The sequence below is a fragment of the Burkholderia pyrrocinia genome (assembly GCF_001028665.1).
In the GTDB taxonomy this organism is placed as follows: Bacteria; Pseudomonadota; Gammaproteobacteria; order Burkholderiales; family Burkholderiaceae; genus Burkholderia; species Burkholderia pyrrocinia.
Genome location: NZ_CP011503.1, coordinates 1,868,701 through 1,888,511, shown reverse-complemented (window position 1 = coordinate 1,888,511; position 19,811 = coordinate 1,868,701). Strand labels below are relative to the sequence as shown.

The window sequence follows — 19,811 nt, the reverse complement described above, 5'->3', positions numbered from 1 at the left end:
CGAGATTGTCTCGAAAAAAGGTGTCCGATGAAAGGCCGGTGTCAGCGAGCGACGTGCCGCGCCGGCCCATACGCATCGCGCACACGCAAAAAAGCCCGCTCGAAGCGGGCTTTTCGCCGGGCCGGCCGCGGAGAGCCGGGGGCCGATCCGCGCTTACGCGAACGAGTAGAACACGCGGAACGCGACCTTGCGCTCGGCCCAGAACTCGGCCGCCTCGCGGAACACGTCGAGCAGCGTCTCGCGCCCTTCCTTGTCGAATTTCTGCGCGATCGGCAGCCCTTCGAGGACGATCACGAAACCGGGCTGCGCGCCGGCCTTCGCGACGAGGTCGGTCAGGCAGTCGTACAGCGCGTCGTAGTTCTTCCCGAAATGCTTCGGGAACAGGAACGACGTCGCGATCGTTTCCATCACTTCCTGCTTCGACTGCGCGGCGCCGCAATACGCATACAGGAAGTGCTGGCCGAGCCGGCCGGCTTCGTCGGCGAGATCCTGCACGCGGAACGCGCGGATCGACTGCACGAGATTAGGTCGCACGGTCGTGAAAAGGCTCATAGGCTCCTCGTTCGATGAAAGCCCGGACTCGGCTTCCTGTTGCTCCGGCGCGCCGACGGCCTGCGCCGCCGCGTTCAATTGAATCACGCGCTGAAACAGGTTGCCGTCGCCGGCCGCGAACAGTTCCGCCGCCGCCGTATCGTGCGCGTAGATGGAGTCGCTCATGCCATTCGTCCCGAAGTCATTCAACAATACGTTTAAAACTGTTGTAGTGGTCGCCCGTGTAATAACAGTTGTCGATCCGGCGCAAGGGCCCGCCACAGACGATCCGGCGCGCGCCGCGATTGCGGGCACGCGGCGTCGGCACCGTGTACTCATGGTAGTAGCCGCGCTTCGCCTTCGGCAGGATCCGCTCGCGGTTGCCGAACACGACGCCGTCTTTCTCGTACGGATAGGGGCCGCCGGCGCCGATCAAGCCTAGCGTGGTCACGGCCTCGCGCGGAAGACGGGCGGTCGGGATCGTATCGAGCCCGCTCGCGGCCACGTCGGCCGAAACGGCCTCCCGTGCGTAAGCGGCGGAAACCAGACTGCCCGTCGGCGTGCCGACGATACCCATCGCGAACATCGCGAAGACGGACGCGAGCGCGCCGTTGCGGAGCCACTTGCGTGCCATGAACCAGGGTTCCCGCTGTTAAATCAAGTAGTTGACGACCAACAAAGGCGTTAGCGTAGCGTTATTGGCCGCGCGAATCAATGTCCGTTTGGGAATCGAAAGCCTGACGACCCGCGGATTTGCGTATTTCTTACCGAAATTACTCTACATTTATCTTACATAGGATAAAATGCGAGCGGCATCTCTCGTTTGGCGAGACCCTGCCTCCTTGCCACGCTCTTTACCCGGAGTGGAGAGATGCTGCTGTTGCTTTGAGGGAAGCGCGTTTGCGCCCTGCCCGACGGCGTGCCCATGCGGGCACGCCTCTTTTTGCGTTTGTTTACAATTTCGCCCGACGCGCCACGCCGATTCGATCGGCCTGGCGCGTTCGTTTTGCTCAGCGCGCGGCGTTCACGTCGGCGACCAGCAGCGCCGCCATGTTGACGATGCGGCGAACGGTCGCCGATTCGGTCAGCACGTGCACCGGCTGGGCCGCGCCCAGCAGGATCGGACCGATCGCGATGTTGTTGCCGGCGGCCGTCTTCAGCAGGTTGTACGCGATGTTCGCAGCGTCGATGTTCGGCAGGATCAGCAGGTTCGCGTCGCCTTCCAGCGTCGATTCCGGCAGGATTTCCTTGCGCAGCGCCGCGTCGAGCGCGACATCGCCGTGCATCTCGCCGTCGACCTTCAGCTCCGGTGCGCATTCCTGCAGGATCGCGAGCGTATCGCGCATCTTCTTCGCCGAAGGTGCGTTGCTCGTGCCGAAATTCGAGTGCGACAGCAGCGCGACCTTCGGCTCGATGCCGAAGCGGCGCACTTCTTCCGCGGCCATTATCGTGATCTCGGCCAGTTGCTCCGGGGTCGGATCGACGTTCACGTGCGTATCGACGAGGAAAATCTGGCGGCCCGGCAGCACGAGGCCGTTCATCGCCGCGTACACGCTGCAACCGTCGCGCTTGCCGATCACCTGGTCGATGAAGTGCAGGTGGCGGTGCGTGGTGCTGATCGTGCCGCAGATCATCCCGTCCGCTTCGCCCTTCTTCACCAGCATCGCGCCGATCAGCGTCGTGCGGCGGCGCATCTCGACGCGCGCGAGCTGTTCGCTGATGCCCTTGCGCGCCATCAGCTTGTAATACGTCTGCCAGAAGTCGCGGTAGCGCTCGTCGTGCTCGGTGTTGACGACAGTGAAGTCGACGCCCGGATTCAGGCGCAGGCCGTAGCGCTGGATACGGTGCTCGATCACCGACGGGCGGCCGATCAGGATCGGCTTCGCGAGTTTTTCGTCGACAATGATCTGAACGGCGCGCAACACGCGCTCTTCTTCGCCTTCCGCGAACACCACGCGCTTCTTCTCTTCCGGCGCGGCGCGCGCGATCTGGAAGATCGGCTTCATCGTCGTGCCGCTGTGATACACGAACTGCTGGAGGTGGACGCGGTACGCCTCCATGTCCTCGATCGGGCGCGTCGCGACGCCGCCGTCCATCGCGGCCTGCGCGACGGCCGGCGCGATCTTCACGATCAGGCGCGGATCGAACGGCTTCGGAATCAGGTATTCGGGCCCGAACGACAGGTCCTGGATGCCGTACGCGGTCGCGACGATGTCGCTTTGCTCGTGCTGCGCGAGCTCGGCGATCGCGTTGACGGCCGCGATCTCCATTTCACGCGTGATCGTCGTCGCGCCGACGTCGAGCGCGCCGCGGAAGATGAACGGGAAGCACAGGACGTTGTTGACCTGGTTCGGGTAGTCGGTGCGGCCGGTCGCGAGAATCGCGTCGGGGCGCACTTCGAGCGCCGCTTCCGGCAGGATTTCCGGCGTCGGATTCGCGAGCGCGAGAATCAGCGGGCGCTCGGCCATGCCCTTCACCATCTCCTGCTTCAGCACGCCCGCGGCCGACAGGCCGAGGAAGATGTCCGCGCCGTCGATCACTTCGGCCAGCGTCCGTGCGTCGGTTTCGCGTGCGAAACGCTCCTTGTCCGGGTCCATCAATTCGGTGCGGCCCTTGTAGACCACGCCGGCCAGGTCGGTCACCAGGATGTTCTCGATCGGCAGGCCGATGTCGACCAGCAGGTCCAGACACGCGAGCGCGGCCGCGCCCGCGCCGGACGCGACGAGCTTCACCTTCTTGATGTCCTTGCCGACGACCTTCAGGCCGTTCGTGACGGCCGCGGCCACGACGATCGCGGTGCCGTGCTGGTCGTCGTGGAACACCGGGATCTTCATCCGCTTGCGGCACTCGCGCTCGACGATGAAGCAGTCCGGCGCCTTGATGTCTTCCAGGTTGATCCCGCCGAAGGTCGGCTCCAGCGCGGCGATCACGTCGACCAGCTTGTGCGGATCCGACTCGTTCAGCTCGATGTCGAACACGTCGATGCCGGCGAACTTCTTGAACAGCACGGCCTTGCCTTCCATCACCGGCTTCGACGCGAGCGGGCCGATGTTGCCGAGACCGAGCACCGCCGTGCCGTTCGTGACGACGCCGACCAGGTTGCTGCGCGCGGTGAAACGCGCCGCGTTGAGCGGGTTCTCGACGATCTCCTCGCACGCATACGCCACGCCCGGCGAATACGCGAGCGCGAGGTCGCGCTGGTTGATCATCTGCTTGGTCGGGGCGATCGCGATCTTCCCCGGAGTCGGGAATTCGTGATAATCGAGCGCGGCTTCGCGGAGCTTGGCTTTGGAAGAGGCTTGGGTGGACATGTGTCTCGTGACGTGCGGATTAGAATAACTGTTCGACGGCATTGTAGCGCCAATCGAAGGCCGCCAGACCGGCGATTCGGGTGCGACAGCCGCGACAAAAATGAACCGAACGGTGCACGAACACCCGCCGTTCGCCTCGTACAATGCCGTTCCCTCAACCGTATCGGATCCACCCGCCGTGCCAGCCGCCCTCTCCGAGTTTTCGCTGATCGATCGCTTCTTCGCGCGCCGCGCGGCACAGGGCGCACGCGCGTCGACGCTCGGCATCGGCGACGATTGCGCGCTGATCGCGCCTCGATCCGGGAAATTGCTGGCCATTTCGACGGACATGCTGGTCGAAGGCCGCCACTTCTTCCCCGACGTCGCGCCCGACGCGCTCGGCCACAAGACGCTCGCGGTCAACCTGTCCGACCTCGCGGCGATGGGCGCCGAGCCGCGCGCATTCACGCTCGCGTGCGCGCTGCCGCGCGCCGACGCGGCGTGGCTGGAGGCATTCAGCAACGGGCTGTTCGCGCTTGCCGAGCGGTTCGGCTGCGAGCTGATCGGCGGCGACACGACGAGCGGGCCGCTGAACCTGTGCGTGACCGTATTCGGCGAAGTCGCGCCCGACGCGGCGCTGCGGCGCGATGCCGCGCGCGACGGCGACGACGTCTGGGTGTCCGGCACGCTCGGCGACGCGCGCGCCGGCCTCGGCGTCGCACGCGGCGAATGGGCGGCCGGCGCGAACGAAGCGGCCGCGTTCCGGCGCGCGCTCGAACGCCCCGAGCCGCGCATCGCGCTCGGCCTCGCGCTCGCGGGCGTCGCGCACGCGGCGCTCGACATCTCGGACGGCCTCGCCGGCGACCTGCAGCACATCCTGGCGCGCTCGAACGTGCGCGCCGAGATCGACGCCGACGCGGTGCCGCGTTCGGCCGCGCTCGCGACGCTGCCGCCCGACCTGCAGCGCCGCTGCACGCTGGCGGGCGGCGACGACTACGAACTGTGCTTCACGGCACCGGCTGCGGCCCGCGCGGCGGTCGAAGCGGCCGGCGCGACGGCCGGCGTGCCGGTCACGCGAATCGGTACAATACGCGCGTTGTCCGCTCCATCGGAGCGGCCCGCGATCGCGTGGCGCGACGCCGCCGGCGCGCCCCTGGCTCTCACGTTGCACGGCTTCGACCACTTCCATGCAGACTGACCCGACGTCCGCGCACGGCGCAGCCGAGCCCGGCGCCGCACCGAACGGGAACGCGCCGAAGCGCGCAAGCGCGCGCTTCATGCTGTCGCACCCGGCGCACATCGTGTCGCTCGGCTTCGGCAGCGGGCTCGCGCCGATCATGCCCGGCACGTTCGGCTCGCTGTTCGGCTGGCTCACGTTCGTCGTGCTCAATCGCTACCTGACGGTGCCCGAATGGTGGGTGCTGATCGCGGCCGGCTTCGTGGCGGGCACGTGGATCACCGGTTTCACCGCGAGGAAGATGGGCACGTCCGATCCGGGCGCCGTCGTCTGGGACGAGATCGTCGCGATCTGGCTCGTGATGCTGTTCGTCACGCCCGCGACCTTCGTCGGCCAGTTGTGGGCGTTCGTCGCGTTCCGCTTCTTCGACATGCTCAAGCCGCCGCCGATCCGCTATGTCGACCGCCGCCTGAAAGGCGGGCTCGGCATCATGGCCGACGACCTGGTCGCCGCGTTCATGACGCTGCTCGTGATCGCCCTGTGGCGCTCCGTCGTCGGCTGACCGATTTCCCGACTCCCGTTTCCCGACGCGCATGCCAACCGATTCCGTCGTCCACCAGCTTGCGATCCGCGCAGGCAACAAGCTGCGTGACGAGCACCTGACGCTCGCCACCGCCGAATCCTGCACCGGCGGCATGATCGCCGCGGCGATCACCGACATCTCCGGCAGCAGCCAGTGGTTCGAGCGCGGCTTCGTCACGTATTCGAACCAGGCCAAGATCGAGATGATCGGCGTGCCGCCCGACCTGATCGACAAGCACGGCGCCGTCAGCGAGCCCGTCGCGCGCGCGATGGCCGAAGGCGCGCTGCGCAACAGCCGCGCGCAGGTCGCGTTGTCCGTCACGGGCATCGCGGGCCCGGCGGGCGGCAGCGAGAAGAAGCCGGTCGGCACCGTGTCGTTCGGCTGGAGCAACCGGCTCCATACCGACGTCGAGACGCTCGTGTTCAAGGGCGACCGCGAACAGATCCGCACGCAGGCGGCCGCGCATGCGCTGCGCGGGTTGCTGAAGCTGCTCGACGAGCGCGAGCGCTGACCGGGCAGGCGGGCGAAGCGGGGAAGTTACGCGGGAACGCGGCACGGACCCTCCGGCGCGGCCCTGCCGAAGTCGGCCGCCCGGATGGGCGGCCGGAGCGTTTCAGCGATGCGCGTTGATCGTATCGCGGGTCTTTTGCGCGGCGAGCGCCGCGGCTTCGGCAAAATCCTCGCCGTTGCTCGCGTACAGGATCGCGCGCGACGAGTTGATCATCATGCCCGTGCCGTCGGCCGTACGGCCCGCGTTGACGGTCGCCTGAACGTCGCCGCCCTGCGCGCCGATGCCGGGAATCAGCAGCGGCATGTCGCCGACGATCCCGCGCACGATCTCGATTTCCTTCGGGAACGTCGCGCCGACCACGAGGCCGAGCTGGCCGTTCTTCGCGTTCCACTTGTTCGCCGCGAGGTCAGCTACGACCTGGTACAGCGGCCGGCCGTTCGTGTCGAGGAACTGCAGGTCCGAGCCGCCCGGGTTCGACGTGCGGCACAGTACGATCACGCCCTTGCCTTCGTGCTCGAAGTACGGCTCGACCGAGTCGTAGCCCATGTACGGATTCACCGTGACCGCGTCCGCGCGATAGCGCTCGAACGCTTCGCGCGCGTACTGCTCGGCCGTGCTGCCGATATCGCCGCGCTTCGCATCGAGGATCACGGGCAGGCCCGGATGCTGGAGGTGGATGTGCGCGATCAGCCGTTCGAGCTGGTCTTCCGCGCGATGCGCGGCAAAGTAGGCGATCTGCGGCTTGAACGCGCTCGCGTATTGCGCGGTCGCGTCGACGATCTGCCGGCAGAATTCGAAGATCGCGTCGGGCTGGCCGTCGAACTGCACGGGAAAGCGCGACGGCTCGGGATCGAGGCCGACGCACAGCAGCGAATTCGTGCGCTGCCACGCGGCGCGCAGCGATTCAATGAAAGTAAGCGGGGAAGACATGGCGGATACTCGCGGCAAACCGTTGGTAGACCGCGTATTTTACCCGCGTCTCCGGCGCGCCTCGCGAGTCGCGGCATTGCCGCGCGAATCGGCGCGCCCGACGGTGAACGCGAAACGCCGCGTGAGCCGCTCGCCCGGGGCAAGCAGCGTCATCCCGTGAGCAGCCGCGCCGCCCGGCAGGTTCACCGCATTGATCGGATGATCGACCGGCTCGAAGCAGAAGAAATCCTCGCCGGGCGGCGTATAGAGCACGTACGCGTCGGCGTCGGCCGCGACGGTCAGCGACAGCCCGCGGCGCGGCCAGCTCACTGTCGCGTGGCCGCCCCAGCCGGTGAACGCGTGATTGACGAGCGCGGCCGGCAGCGGATACGCGACGCCGAACTGCCAGGCCGGCGGCACGCTCACGTGCCGCACCGGCAGGAAATCGGCGCCCGACAGCCACAGCCCGCCGGCCGCCGCGGCCAGCTCGGTCACCGCGTCGCGCACGAGGAACGGGTGCACGCCGAGCCCGAACGGCAGCCGGGCGCGCCCCGCGTTCTCGATCGTCAGCGCGATCGACAGCGTCGTGTCGTCGAGTTCGAACGACTGGATCGCGCGGAACGCATACGGTGCGCCGCCCGTGCGATCGAGCGACAACTGCAGCGTCGTGTCGGTCGCATCGTCCACCTGCCACGGCGCGAGCCAGCCGTCGCCGTGGATCGGCAGCGGCTCGTCGCGGCGGTTGCGCGGCACCGCGACCTTGCGCCCGTCGCATTCGAAGCGCGCGCCGCCGATCCGGTTCGAGTAAGGCAGCAGCGGATAACACGCGAGCTCGTTCGGGTCCGTCGCCGTCTCCGGATGCTCGCAGCGGCGGAACACCGGCATCAGCGCACCGTTGTCGCCGCGCCAGTCGAAGCGTGCGATGCCGCCGCCCAGGTGCGGCAGCACGTCGAGCCGCAGCGACGCGTTCGTCAGCGAGACGGCCGCCGCATGCGCGGCGCCGACGCCCTGCGCGAATGCGGCCGTCTGCGGGCCCGGGCTGACCGGCTGCGCGGCGGCGGCCAGGCGGGCACGGCGCGACTGGCTCGTGGACGACGCTGCGGGCGATGACGTGGCGGTCATGATGAGCTCCTTTCCTTCGGCGAAGAAACGATGCAGGTCGGTACGATCGGTCAGGCCCAGCCGCCGTCGACGATCACGTCCTGCGCGGTGATCATCCGGCTGTCGTCGGCCGCGAGGAACAGCGCCATCCGCGCGAGATCGGCGGGCAGCAGCTCGGCGTCGAGGCACTGGCCGGCCTTGATCGACGCACGGCCCGCGTCGTCGAGCCACAACCGGCGCTGCTTGTCGGTCATCACCCAGCCGGGCACCAGCGAATTCACGCGGATGCCGAACGGGCCGAGGTCGCGCGCGAGGCCGCGCGTCAGGCCCTGCACGGCCGCCTTCGCCATCACGTAGACGGGATAACCGCCGTTCTTCAGCATCCAGCTGATCGAACCGAGATTGACGATCGCGCCGCCGCCCTGCTGCTTCATGTCGTCGATCACCGCCTGCGCGGCGAAGAACTGGTGGCGCAGGTTCACCGCGATGCCCGCGTCGAACGACTCGGGCGTCACGTCGCCGATCGAATGGCGCGTGTCGTTCGCCGCGTTGTTCACGAGCACCGCGATCGCGCCGATGCGTGCGCGGATCGCGTCGATCGCATGGCGCAGTGCGTCGATGTCGGTCAGGTCGCACTGGATGAACAGCGGCGCATGACGCACGTGCGCGAGGCTTTCAGCCAGCGCGGCACCGGCGGCCGCATCGAGGTCGACGAACGCGACGCGCGCGCCCTGTTGCGCGAAGTGCTCGACGAACGACGCGCCGATGCCGGTCGCGCCGCCCGTGATCAGCACCGCGCGATCCTCGAGGCTCGGGTATCGCGCGAAGCGCGCAGGGCTCGCGGCGTGCGCGTCGTGCGCGTCGTGCGCGTCGTGCGCGTCGTGCGCGGAAGTGTCGATGGTCATGCGGTTCGTCTCCGTGAAATCCGGTCAGTCGCGTACGCCGCGGTTCTTCAATTGGTCGAGCAGCACGGCCGCGAGCAGGATCGCGCCGCGCACGAGGTACTGGTAGAACGCGTCGATGTTCAGCAGGTTCATCACGTTCTCGACGGTGCCCATGATCAGCACGCCGATCACGACGCCCGAGATCGTCGCGCGGCCGCCCATCAGCGACACGCCGCCGAGCACGCACGCGGAGATCACGTTCAGCTCGAAGCCCTGCGCGGCGTTCGGCTGGCCCGACGTGATGCGCGACGCGAGGATCACACCCGCGAGCGCGGTTACCGCGCCCTGGATCAGGAAGATATACACGCGCGTGCGTTCGACGTTGATCCCCGCGAGCCGCGATGCCTCCGGGTTGCCGCCGATCGCGAGCGTGTTGCGGCCGTACACGGTCTGGTTCAGCAGCACGCCGAACGCGATGAAGCACAGCAGCGTGACCCAGATCGGCAGCGATACGCCGAACAGCGACAGTCCGCCGAGCGCGATGAACGTGTCCGACGACACGCCGACCGCCTGCCCCTTCGACACGATGAAGCCGAACCCGCGCACGATCTCCATCGTCGCGAGCGTCGTGATCAGCGCGTTGATGCGCAGGTACGCGATCACCGCGCCGTTCACGAAGCCGATCGCGGCGCCGGCCGCAACCGCCGCGACGATCGCGACGAACGTGTTGTCGGTCGCGTTCAGCACCATCGCGCACAGCACGCCGGAGAACGCGACGGTCGAGCCGATCGACAGGTCGAAATCGCGCGACGCGAGACAGAACATCATCGTGCACGCGACCATGCCGATCTGCGAGATCGACAACGCAAGGCCGAGCATGTTGTCGATGGAGAAGAAGTGATCGACCGTCAGCGACATCGTGATGAACATCACCGCGAAGATCGCGATGAGGCTGTACTCGGTGAGGTGCTGCCACCACTTCTGGCGGTCGCTCTGCTGCGGAACCAGCGCGTCTGCCGACTGCTTCACGGCTGCGCTGGCGAGGTTTTCCCTGACTTGCATGATTGTGTCTCCTGCTCCTGCATCGCGCGGCCCACGCCGCGCCTGGTCGATTCGAATGTCGTGCGCCGCGTCAGGCCGCCTGGGCGGCGCTCGTCTGCGGCAGCGCGAGGTTCAGCACCGCGTGCTCGTTCGCCTGTTCGCGCGGCAGCTCGCCCGCGATCCGGCCTTCGCGCATCACGACGATGCGATCGGACACGCCGAGCACTTCCGGCAGCTCCGACGACACCATCACGATCGCGCAGCCGCGCTCCGCGAGGCGGTAGATCACGTCGTAGATCTCGTGCTTCGCGCCGACGTCGATCCCGCGCGTCGGCTCGTCGAGAATCACGACCTTCAGGTCGGGCTCGGCGAGCCAGCGCGACAGGATCGCCTTCTGCTGGTTGCCGCCCGACAGGAAGCGGATCTTCTGCCGCCGGTTCGGTGTCTTGATCTTCAGCCGCTGGATGAAGCGGTCGGCCGTTTCGCTTTCGGTCTTGCGGTCGATGAACAGCCCCGCGCGCAGCGAATGGCGGCGGCAACTGATGTTGATGTTCTCCGCAACCGACGCGATCGCGATGATCCCTTCTTCCTTGCGGTCCTCGGGGCACAGCACGATGCCGTGGCGGATCGCGTCGCCGGTGCGCTTCACATCGATGCGCGCGCCGTCGAGCGTCAGCACGCCCGCGCGCCGGCGGTCCGCGCCGTACACGAGCCGCATCAGTTCGCTGCGGCCCGCGCCGACGAGCCCGAAGAAGCCGACGATCTCGCCCGCGCGCACCGAGAAGCTCGCGGGTTCGCGCAGCGCCGGGCCGTCGACGCCTTCGGCGGCAAACCGCACGTCGCCGAGCGCGCGCGGCGCGTAATGGTAGATGTCCGAAATCTCGCGCCCGACCATCTCGGCGACGAGCCGCTCGCGCGGCACGTCGGCGAGCGACGCGTGCGACGCGACCTTGCGCCCGTCGCGGAAGATCGTGCACGCATCGCACAGCCGGTAGATCTCGTCCATCCGGTGCGAGATGTAGATCAGCGCGCGGCCCTGCGCGCGCAGGTCGTCGACGAGCTTGAACAGCACCTCGGTCTCGCGATGCGACAGCGAGCTCGTCGGCTCGTCGAGCGCGATCACGCGCGCATTGCGCATCAGCGCCTTGCAGATCTCGACCATCTGCCGCTGCGCGATCGACAGCCGCCCGAGCTTCGCATCGGGATCGAGATCGACGCCCATCGCGGCGAGCCGCTCGCGCACGTAGCGCTTCGCCTCGCGCTTCTTCACCCAGCCGAATGCGTTCGGCAGGCGGCCGAGCAACAGGTTTTCCGCGACCGTCAGGTCGGGCACGTACTGCAGCTCCTGGTGGATCACCGCGATGCCGGCCGCGATCGACGCTGCCGCACTCGCGAACTGCACGGGCTGGCCGTCGACCAGCACGCTGCCCGCATCGGGCTGGTATTCGCCGCCGAGAATCTTCAGCAGCGTCGACTTGCCCGCGCCGTTCTCGCCCATCAGGCCATGCACTTCGCCCGCATGCACGTCGAACGAGATGCCGTCGAGTGCGCGCACGCCGGGAAATACCTTGCCGATATTGTCAAAACGCAGTGCCGCTGACACGTCGTCTCCCTACTTCCGGATCGATCGACCGCCGGCCGCCGCATCGCCGCGGCAGCCGGCGGGCCGCTTACTTCGACGCGAGCCCCATCTCCTCGCGCACCTTCGACACGTTGTCGCGCGTCGCGAGCATGCCCGTCGTCAGCGTCAGCGCCGGCGGGGCCTTGCCCTGCGTGATCCACGTGTACATCAGGTCCGAGGTTTCCTCGCCGTGGCGCTTCGGGCTGATGATCACGGTGCCGTAGAAGCCCGTCGGCTGCGGCTTCTTGAACTCGTTCAGCGCCGAATCGGAACCGCCGATGCCGATGCCGATCATGTTGTCCGCCTTGAAGCCGCGCCCTTCCGCCGCACGCACCGCGCCGAGCACGGCCTCGTCGTTCAGGCCGTACGCAACCCAGTGCTTGAATTGCGGGTTCTTCGTGAGCGCGATGTTCGCCGCGTTGAACGCGTTCTCGGTGTCGGTCTTCGCCTGCGGCGCCGCGATCACGTTCGCCTTCGGGAAGCCGGCGGCCACCAGTGCGTCGGTCGCGCCGCTCGTGCGGTCGTGCGCGGTCGGCAACTGCTCGTAGGTGATGTCGATCGCGCCGACATCCTTCATGTCCCAGCCGCGCTTCTTGATCTCGGCCGCGATGCCGTCGCCGACCTGCTTGCCGATGTTGTACGCGGAGATCCCCATGTGCGGCACCGCCTCGATCGGCTTGCCCGCGCCGTCGACGAGGCGGTCGTCGACCGTCATCATCTTCAGGTTGTGCGACTTCGCCTTCGCGACGATGCCCGGCCCGAGCTTCACGTCGGGCGTGCAGATGATGAAGCCCTGCGCCTTCTGCGCGGACAGGTTGTCGATCGCGCTCATCACCTTCTCGCCCGACGGCGCGCCGATCTTCACGAGCGTGAAGCCCTTCTGTTTCGCCGCCGTCTCGGCGAACTTCCACTCGTCCTGGAACCACGGCTCTTCCGGCTGCTTCACCAGAAAGCCGATCTTGACCGGGTCGGCCGCGTGCGCGACCGGGCTACCCATCACCACCGCGGCCGCGGCGGCCAGCGTTACGAACGTTCTGCGTTTCATCTCCAGTGTCTCCTTGTTTTCATCGAACAGGATGTAGCCGCTTGTTGGTTTCGACGCAGCGTGCGCGCGGCCGTCGCACGTGCGGTCTTTCGAATCGTTGTGTCAGTCGTGATACAGCGCCGCGCGCCCGCCGTCGACGGTGATGCACGCGGCATTGATGAACGGCGCCTCGTCGGACGCCAAGAACACGGCCGTCATCGCGACCTCGTCAGGCCGGCCGATCCGCTTCATCGGCTGCAGCGCGAGCGTCTCGGCGCGCGCGGCGGCCGGATCGGGCTGCGCATCCCACCAGTCGCGCGTGAGCTGCGTCTCGATATAGCCCGGCGCGATCGCGTTCACGCGCACGTTGCGCGCCGCATATTCGATGCCGAGCGCACGCGTGAGCCCCAGCACGCCGTGTTTCGCGACCGGGTACGGAAAGCAGCCCGGAATGATCCGGAACGCATGCGTCGACGCGATGTTCACGATGCTGCCGCGGCCGCGCGCGACCATGCCTTCCAGCGCCGCGCGGCAGCCGTGCCACACGCCGTCGAGGTCGACCGCGAAGCAGCGGCGCCAGTCGTCGTCGGTCATCGTCAGCGGATCGGCGAACACGTTGATGCCTGCGTTGTTCACGAGCACGTCGAGCGGGCCGAATGCCGCTTCGGTCTGCGCGAGCGCATCGCGCACCGCATCCTGTCGCGCGACGTCCGCCTGCAGCGGCAGCACGCGCGCGCCGTCGAGGTCGTGCGCAATCGCGGCGGCCGTGTGCTGCGCCTGCGGGAAGTCGAGATCGACGAGCGCGACGGCCGCGCCTTCGCGCACGAACGCGCGAGCGATCGCGGCGCCGATTCCGCGGCCCGCGCCCGTCACCATCGCGACCTTGCCCGCGAGGCGGCCCATCATGCGGCTCCGCCGCGCGCGACGCGCAAGCCGGCCTGGAACGCACGCGCGTTCGCCGCGGTCGCGTCGGCCGCCTGACCGGGCCGGTACAACGCCGAGCCGAGCCCGAAGCCGTTCGCGCCGGCCGCGAGGAACGGCTGCATGTTGTCGGGCGAAATCCCGCCGACCGGGATCAGCGGCACCGCGCGGTCGATCACCGCGCGCCACGCCTTCACGACCGTCACGCCGAGCTGCTCGGCCGGGAACATCTTCAATACGTCGGCGCCGTTCGCGAGCGCGGAGAACGCTTCGGTCGGCGTCGCGACGCCCGGTGCGCTCGCGAGGCCGCGCTCGCGTGCGCGGCGGATCACGGCGGCGTCGCTGTGCGGCATCACGATCAGCGTGCCACCCGCGTCCTGCACACGATCGACATACTCGGCGCGCAGCACGGTGCCCGCGCCGACGATCGCATCGTCGGGCAACGCGCGCCGCAGCGCCGCGATGCTGTCGAACGGATCCGGCGAGTTGAGCGGCACCTCGACGATCCGGAAACCGGCTTCGTACAGCGCATGGCCGTGGTCGGCCGCGTCGGCGGGCGTGATCCCGCGCAGGATCGCGATCAGCGGGCACGCGTCGAACGCGCGCATCAGTGCGGCGTGGGGCGTGTACGGCGCGGGCAACGTAAGATCGGACGACATGACTGGGTTCCTCTGCAATCGGTTCATTGGTCGGCCAGGACAGGCTCGCCGTCCGCGCGCACGAGCCCGGCGCGCGACGCGATCCACCACAGGCCGCGCTCGGTCGCATGCGCGGCGACCCGCGCGTGTGTGTGCCCGAATACGTGAAGCGCATCGACGTAGCGCGCGCACAAACCGTCGTCGCCGATCAGCAGCAGCGGCTGGTCCGCGAGCGCGATGCCGCGCTCCGCGAGCATCGCGTCGAGCGCATTGAGTTCATGGCCGATCAGCAGGCCGGACAGGTAGTCGCCCTGCGCATCCGGTGCGAGCCGGTCGGTCAGGCCGAGCGTGCGCGTGCTGAAAATCGTCGCGAGCAGCCCCGTGCGCTGCGCGCCGCGCGCAACCGACACGCCGCGCACGAACGCCGCGCGATCGGGCGACGCGCCCGCGCGCATCGTACGGCCAAGGATCGTGTGGTCGCGCAGCGCCGCGAACAGCTCGCCCGTCATGAAGGTCTGGAAGCGCTCGATGAGCCCGTCCTTCACCCACGCCCATTTCGCATGCGTACCCGGCAAGCCGATCAGTACCCCTGAACGATCGGTGCCAAGCGTGGGATCGCTCGCGAGCGCACCGAATATCTGCGTTTCTTCGCCGCGCATCACGTCGGGCAATTCGCCCGTCGCGATCACGCCCGGCACGATCGATACCGTCGCGCCACGCGACGTCGTCACCGTGATGAGGCCCGCGACGAGCGCGTCGGCGCCGGCCGGCACCGCGACGTACGGCGCCTCGCGCCAGCCCTGCACGCTGCCGACCATCCCGGCGGCGAGCACCGGCAGGCCGGGCGTGCGGTCGAGCCAGTCGCCGCAGGCTTCCTCGAACACCGCGTCGAACGCGCGCGCGCCGCCGCCCGGCACATGCATGACGCCCGCCGCGCGGCTGCGCGTGTCGATGAGCGCGCCGCGCGCGTCATACAGATAGGCGCGCAGCGACGTCGTGCCCCAGTCGAGCGCGATCAGCGACGGGGTGGCGGAGCTGGCAACCGGAACGGTCCGGGTCGAAGTCGTCATCGTTTGATCCTGCGGGTACCCTGCGGCGGGCTCCAGCCCAGTTCCGCGGAAATGGCTCGCGCTTCGCGCTGCACGAGCGGAATCAGTTCGTCCATCCGGTCGTGCGGCATGTACGGAATCGTGCTCGCGACCGACACGGCCGCGACGACCGCGCCCGATGCGTCGCGGATCGGCGCGGCCACGCAGCGGATCGACGCCTCGTTCTCCTCGAGGTCGAACGTGTAGCCGCCGGCTGCGTAATGGGCCATGCGCTGCAGGAACGCGCTCGTCTCCGGCCGGTTGTCGGGCTTGAAATTGACACCGGCCAGCGCGCGCCGCGCGGCCTCGAACAGCGAGCGCCACAGGTCGGGATCGAGGTCGAGCATCATCGCCTTGCCGATGCCCGTCGATGCGAGCGGCATCCGGTGGCCGACGCGCGAGCGCATCTCGAGGCCGCGCGTGCCGGGAATCTTGTCGATGTACAGCACGTCGTCGCCGTCGCGCACGCCGAGATGGATCGTGTCGAGCGTCGCTTCCGCGAGCGCTTCGAGATGCGGGCGCGCCACCGCGGTGAGCGGCATCTGCTCGAGCGCGATCGTACCGAGCTCGATCAGCTTCGGGCCGAGCAGGTAACCGCCCTGCACCTGGCGCAGGTAGCGTGCCTGCACGAGGCTGCTGACGAGCCGGTGCGTCGTGCTGCGCGTCGTGCCGAGCGCGGCGCCGATCGCACGCATGTCGCGCGCGCCGTTCGCGATCGCCTCGAGGATCGCGAGACCGCGCAGCAGCGTCTGCGTGCCGGCCTGCTGCGCGGCGAGATCGAGCGGCGTGCTGGTCGCGCCGATGCTGTCGGTCAGCGACCCATCGTCCGGCGTCGCGCGCCGGGCGTCGAGGGCAAGGGAGTCGGGCATCTTGGTCATGGGGCGGGCTTCTTCAACGGAATCGGTGAAGCCGCTCGCGCGGCGCCCGAACTGTGTCCGGCGTCGCGATGAGGCGGCGGTCGATGCACCGAGTAAAGCGCCCGGCGAACTTCATGGAATGTGTCTCCGTGTGCGTCGGGCGCCATGCGATGCGTGGGTCCGAAGCTGTCGATGTGCTTCGGATTGTAGGAGCGCACGCACTCGCCTCCAATATTTGAATGCGTTGCCCAGATACTGAGAATTCAGGCGGAACCCGCCCCTGTACGCGACGCAACCGCCGCACCATGTGCACGGGGGCGGAACCCGCTGCGCAGCAGGTTCCGCCCCCGTTTGTTCACCACGCGCCGCGCTTACTGCTGGCTCGTGCTGCGTGCCTGCATGTAGCGCTGCACGTCGGCGAACGACACGCGGCCGCTGCCGCCCGAATCGATCTGCCGGAAGTGGTTCGCGACATAACCGAGCCCGGCCGAGCGCGCCTGCGCCTCGGTGATCGAACCCGTGCTCTGCGTATCGGCCGCGTCGAACTGCCGCGCGAGCTTGCGCACCACCTGCGCATGCAGCGCGGCGCCCGTCGTCTGCGTGCCGGCGGTCGGCTTGCGCGCGGCCGGCGGCACGTACGGATCGCCGAGTTGCGCCTGGCGCGCGCGCGCCGGTGCGGCGGCGTCGCTCGCCTGCGCGAACGCGGATACGGATGCTGCGGCGCCGGCGCAAACGAGCGCGGCGGCAACGACGATGAAACGATTCTTCATATCAGGCTCCAGTCTGGAATGAGGTCGTCGACGGCCGGCGAGGCGCCGCCGGGGGCGCCATTCGCCGGCCCGGCGCAGCATCAGTGCGCGGCCGCGTTGTAGAAGGTCACGAGGTCGGCTTTCTCCTGCGGACGCGACGTATCGTCGAGATAGACCATGTGCCCGCCCTGGTAGTCCTTGATCGTCAGGTTCGGTTGCGTCCCGAGCCGCGCGAGGTCGAGCTCGGTCTGGTAGAACGGCGTCGCGATGTCGTGATACCCGTTCAGCGACAGCACCTTCAGCGCCGGATTCAGCGTCAGCGCCGCAGCCAGATCGGGGATCGTGTCGGGCATCGCGAGGCCGTCGTGCGTCCAGTCCCACGTGTTGATCGCATTGCTGCTCAACGAGTAGGCCGACTGCGCGGTGTACTTCAGCTCGTTCGGCAGGTAGCTGCCGATCGTGTCGGTGAACGGCTTCGTGATGAACGAGCTCGACGGATCGCCGTCCGCCGCGAGCGGGCTCGACACGGGCACGTTCACGCGCGCATCGTAGCGGCCGATCAGCGTGCCCGGGATCAGCGACAGCTGGAAGCTGTTGTCGAAGAAAGTCGGGATCACGTTGAAGTTCGCGTTCCACAGCCCCTGCTTCACGCCGGTCGAATTCGCCATCGTCGTGACGAGATTCGGCGGCGGCGGCGTATGGCTCGCCAGGTACGCGTTCACGGCAGGCGCGTAGCTGCCGGCCGTCAGCAGGCGCATCTGGTCCGCATACTGCGGCAGGTTCGACGGGTTCGGATTGTCCAGCTGGTAGTACGCGCCGACGGTGCCGTAGGACGGCACGAAGCCCGCGCAGCTCACCGGGCTCGACCCGTTGTTCGAGTTGCCGACATAGTCGCTCGCCATGTCGCAGTTCGTGTTGTAGTTCAGGATCGACGACTGCAGCACGATGCCGGCAAGCTTCACGCCGGCCGTCTCGAGCAGGTTCGCGAGCACGTCGGTGCGCGGCGTGCCGTACGACTCGCCGAACAGGTATTTCGGCGAATCGTTGCGCTGGTTCACGGTCAGGTAGCGCGTCACGAAATCGCGGAACGCGCCGGCGTCCTGGTCGACGCCCCAGAACGTCTGGTTCGTGTTCGGCGCGATCGCTTCCGAGAAGCCGGTGCCGATCGCATCGACGAACACGAGGTCGGTCGTGTCGAGCAGGCTTTCCTGGTTGTCGACGAACGGGAACGTCGACGCGTTCGCATTCGGGTCGCCGGTCTGGACCCGCCGCGGGCCGAACGAGCCGAGGTGCAGCCACACCGATGCCGAGCCGGGGCCGCCGTTGTACAGGAACGTGACGGGCCGCTTCGCCGCGGGCTGGTTGTCGGCCGTGTAGGCGACGTAGAAGAACGACGCTTCGGGCGCGCCCGTCTGCGGATTGCGCGCGACGAGGTGGCCGGCCGTGGCCGCGTAGCGGATCGTCTTGCCGTTCAGCGTGATCTGGTGATGCGTGACGGCGGCCTTTTCAACCGCGGCGGATGCGTCGAGCGACGCGTTCGCGCTCGACGAATAACTGTTCGGATCGTTGTACGCCCTGTCCACCTGACTGGCGGGATCGGCTGAGCTGTTGGCGCTTGCAGCAGCGGACGATGTCACGTCGTCGTTGCAGGCCGTCAGAATCAGCGAAGAAAAAACCACCCCCAACAACAGCTTCGCTTTGCTCGCTGGCATCGTTGCTTTCCTTCTCTCGGATGTTTTTTGTGTCGAGCAGCCGGATAAGCCGCCCCCCGCCTCGATTGCGGCCGATAAGCCGAGGCGCTGGCCAATATACGCGAGCCCGTCAGCTTTGAAAAATTTTGAAATATTTGGCCGGCAGCCGGTGCGGCGCACACCTTTCAGGAATGCTTCGATTCGCAAAACGTCGCATTTCACGCGCCTTTCATCGTCTTTCGCGTTTACCCGGGAATACTAAAAATGCGCGGATTTCGTGCCATATCGGCAAACAAAATCGCGCGGTCGCCGGCATTGCTCAGCAAAGCGAAATAGACGAATTCGTCTAAAGGATGTGGCCCGAAATGCGCGCGACACGAATGCGCTGCAGCGCACCAATCGCGCATTGGCGGCGGAACGGACAATGCGACGGCGCGAGCGCGCCGTTCACTCCGATTGCGGAAGCTCGGCCGCGCCCATCCGGCGGGCGATGATTGCCGCGCGTTGTGCCTGGTAGGCCGAGCCGCGATGCGCGTCGAACCAGCGCGGCTTCGGCAGCATCACCGCGAGACGCGCCGACTGCCACGCGCCGAGCCGGCTCGCGGGAATCCTGTAGTAATAGCGCGCGGCCGCTTCGGCGCCGTACACGCCGCGGCCCCATTCGACGGAATTCAGGTAGATCTCGAAGATCCGCTCCTTGTCGAGCACCGTTTCGAGCATCCACGTGATGATGAGCTCCTGCCCCTTGCGGATGTAGCTCTTCTCGCGCGACAGGAACAGGTTGCGCGCGAGCTGCTGCGTGATCGTCGAACCGCCCGCGACGATCCGGCCGCGCGCCTTGTTCTTCTCCCACGCCTGCAGGATCGCGTCGACGTCGTAGCCGTTGTTGGTCGCGAAGGTGGCGTCTTCGGATGCGATCAGCGCACGCTTCAGGTTGCGCGAGATCTGGTCGTACGGCACCCACTGGTGCTGGATCTGCGCGGGTGGCTTGTCGCGCGACAGCCACCATGCGTCGGTGCGCATGAACGCGGTCGAGCCCGGGTTCACGAACGACCACAGCGCGATCTGCGCGAGGTAGAACAATTGCGTCGCGAGCCACGCGCCTGCGAACACCGCACCCGCGTAGACGATCCAGCGGGCCGGGCTCACCGTCCGCGCGCGCTGCATGCCGCTTACCGCCGCCACCTGCCGCGCC

At 67.8% G+C, this 19,811-nt stretch carries 19 protein-coding genes; 3 read left to right on the top strand and 16 right to left on the bottom strand.

Annotation, left to right across the window (positions count from 1 at the left end):
- Window positions 1-153: 153 nt before the first annotated feature.
- From ABD05_RS08740 to ABD05_RS08730, 3 genes are all read right to left on the bottom strand, one after another.
- The gene (locus tag ABD05_RS08740) at window positions 154-717 is read right to left on the bottom strand and encodes a barstar family protein (protein ID WP_047899777.1); all 564 of its coding nucleotides are present in this window, start codon (window positions 715-717) and stop codon (window positions 154-156) included.
- A 16-nt stretch (window positions 718-733) separates the two neighbouring features.
- Window positions 734-1,165, bottom strand: coding sequence for a guanyl-specific ribonuclease (locus tag ABD05_RS08735; protein WP_034182701.1), 432 nt, complete (start codon window positions 1,163-1,165; stop codon window positions 734-736).
- Between the two features lie 376 nt (window positions 1,166-1,541).
- A complete protein-coding gene (locus ABD05_RS08730; RefSeq protein WP_274521906.1) occupies window positions 1,542-3,884 on the bottom strand; it encodes an NADP-dependent malic enzyme in 2,343 nt (780 codons plus the stop codon).
- Window positions 3,885-4,020: 136 nt separating this feature from the next.
- Between ABD05_RS08730 and thiL the strand changes: the two genes are divergently transcribed.
- Genes thiL through ABD05_RS08715 form a run of 3 tightly spaced genes read left to right on the top strand, consistent with a single transcriptional unit; the run spans window position 4,021 to window position 6,092 of the window.
- Complete coding sequence (gene thiL, locus ABD05_RS08725) at window positions 4,021-5,019, top strand: thiamine-phosphate kinase (protein WP_047901128.1); 999 nt, start codon at window positions 4,021-4,023, stop codon at window positions 5,017-5,019.
- Window positions 5,009-5,560, top strand: coding sequence for a phosphatidylglycerophosphatase A family protein (locus ABD05_RS08720; RefSeq protein WP_047899775.1), 552 nt, complete (start codon window positions 5,009-5,011; stop codon window positions 5,558-5,560). The genes thiL and ABD05_RS08720 overlap by 11 nt, the downstream gene beginning before the upstream one ends.
- Before the next feature lie 31 nt (window positions 5,561-5,591).
- Window positions 5,592-6,092 carry a CinA family protein gene (locus tag ABD05_RS08715; protein ID WP_047899774.1) on the top strand — a complete coding sequence of 167 codons (501 nt, stop codon included), beginning with the start codon at window positions 5,592-5,594 and terminating at the stop codon, window positions 6,090-6,092.
- A gap of 102 nt (window positions 6,093-6,194) precedes the next feature.
- Here ABD05_RS08715 and pyrF read toward each other — a convergent pair whose 3' ends face one another.
- The 13 genes from pyrF to mtgA all read right to left on the bottom strand — a co-directional run bounded on the left by pyrF (window position 6,195) and on the right by mtgA (window position 19,801).
- Window positions 6,195-7,022: an orotidine-5'-phosphate decarboxylase gene (pyrF, locus tag ABD05_RS08710; RefSeq protein ID WP_047899773.1), complete on the bottom strand. Its 828-nt coding sequence runs from the start codon at window positions 7,020-7,022 to the stop codon at window positions 6,195-6,197.
- 39 nt (window positions 7,023-7,061) lie between these two features.
- Window positions 7,062-8,123, bottom strand: coding sequence for an aldose 1-epimerase (locus ABD05_RS08705; RefSeq protein ID WP_047899772.1), 1,062 nt, complete (start codon window positions 8,121-8,123; stop codon window positions 7,062-7,064).
- 50 nt (window positions 8,124-8,173) lie between these two features.
- On the bottom strand, window positions 8,174-9,007 hold the full coding sequence (locus ABD05_RS08700) for an SDR family NAD(P)-dependent oxidoreductase (RefSeq protein WP_047899771.1): 834 nt from the start codon (window positions 9,005-9,007) through the stop codon (window positions 8,174-8,176).
- Between the two features lie 24 nt (window positions 9,008-9,031).
- Window positions 9,032-10,048, bottom strand: a complete 1,017-nt coding sequence (araH, locus tag ABD05_RS08695) for an L-arabinose ABC transporter permease AraH (RefSeq protein ID WP_047899770.1) — start codon at window positions 10,046-10,048, stop codon at window positions 9,032-9,034.
- A gap of 70 nt (window positions 10,049-10,118) precedes the next feature.
- Entirely contained in the window at window positions 10,119-11,630 is a 1,512-nt protein-coding gene (gene araG, locus ABD05_RS08690; protein WP_047899769.1) for an L-arabinose ABC transporter ATP-binding protein AraG, read from the bottom strand.
- Between the two features lie 67 nt (window positions 11,631-11,697).
- Window positions 11,698-12,693, bottom strand: a complete 996-nt coding sequence (locus tag ABD05_RS08685) for an arabinose ABC transporter substrate-binding protein (protein ID WP_047899768.1) — start codon at window positions 12,691-12,693, stop codon at window positions 11,698-11,700.
- Window positions 12,694-12,795: 102 nt separating this feature from the next.
- Window positions 12,796-13,575: an SDR family oxidoreductase gene (locus ABD05_RS08680; RefSeq protein ID WP_047901127.1), complete on the bottom strand. Its 780-nt coding sequence runs from the start codon at window positions 13,573-13,575 to the stop codon at window positions 12,796-12,798.
- Window positions 13,575-14,252 carry a 2-dehydro-3-deoxy-6-phosphogalactonate aldolase gene (locus tag ABD05_RS08675; RefSeq protein ID WP_047899767.1) on the bottom strand — a complete coding sequence of 226 codons (678 nt, stop codon included), beginning with the start codon at window positions 14,250-14,252 and terminating at the stop codon, window positions 13,575-13,577. Before ABD05_RS08675 ends, ABD05_RS08680 begins: the two co-directional genes overlap by 1 nt.
- Before the next feature lie 23 nt (window positions 14,253-14,275).
- Window positions 14,276-15,301, bottom strand: a complete 1,026-nt coding sequence (locus ABD05_RS08670; protein WP_047899766.1) for a 2-dehydro-3-deoxygalactonokinase — start codon at window positions 15,299-15,301, stop codon at window positions 14,276-14,278.
- The gene (locus ABD05_RS08665) at window positions 15,298-16,197 is read right to left on the bottom strand and encodes an IclR family transcriptional regulator (protein WP_047899765.1); all 900 of its coding nucleotides are present in this window, start codon (window positions 16,195-16,197) and stop codon (window positions 15,298-15,300) included. Before ABD05_RS08665 ends, ABD05_RS08670 begins: the two co-directional genes overlap by 4 nt.
- A 350-nt stretch (window positions 16,198-16,547) precedes the next feature.
- The gene (locus ABD05_RS08660) at window positions 16,548-16,946 is read right to left on the bottom strand and encodes an EF-hand domain-containing protein (protein ID WP_047899764.1); all 399 of its coding nucleotides are present in this window, start codon (window positions 16,944-16,946) and stop codon (window positions 16,548-16,550) included.
- Window positions 16,947-17,026: 80 nt separating this feature from the next.
- Window positions 17,027-18,637, bottom strand: a complete 1,611-nt coding sequence (locus ABD05_RS08655; RefSeq protein ID WP_047899763.1) for a S10 family peptidase — start codon at window positions 18,635-18,637, stop codon at window positions 17,027-17,029.
- A 426-nt stretch (window positions 18,638-19,063) separates the two neighbouring features.
- Window positions 19,064-19,801, bottom strand: coding sequence for a monofunctional biosynthetic peptidoglycan transglycosylase (mtgA, locus tag ABD05_RS08650; protein WP_047899762.1), 738 nt, complete (start codon window positions 19,799-19,801; stop codon window positions 19,064-19,066).
- Window positions 19,802-19,811: the final 10 nt, after the last annotated feature.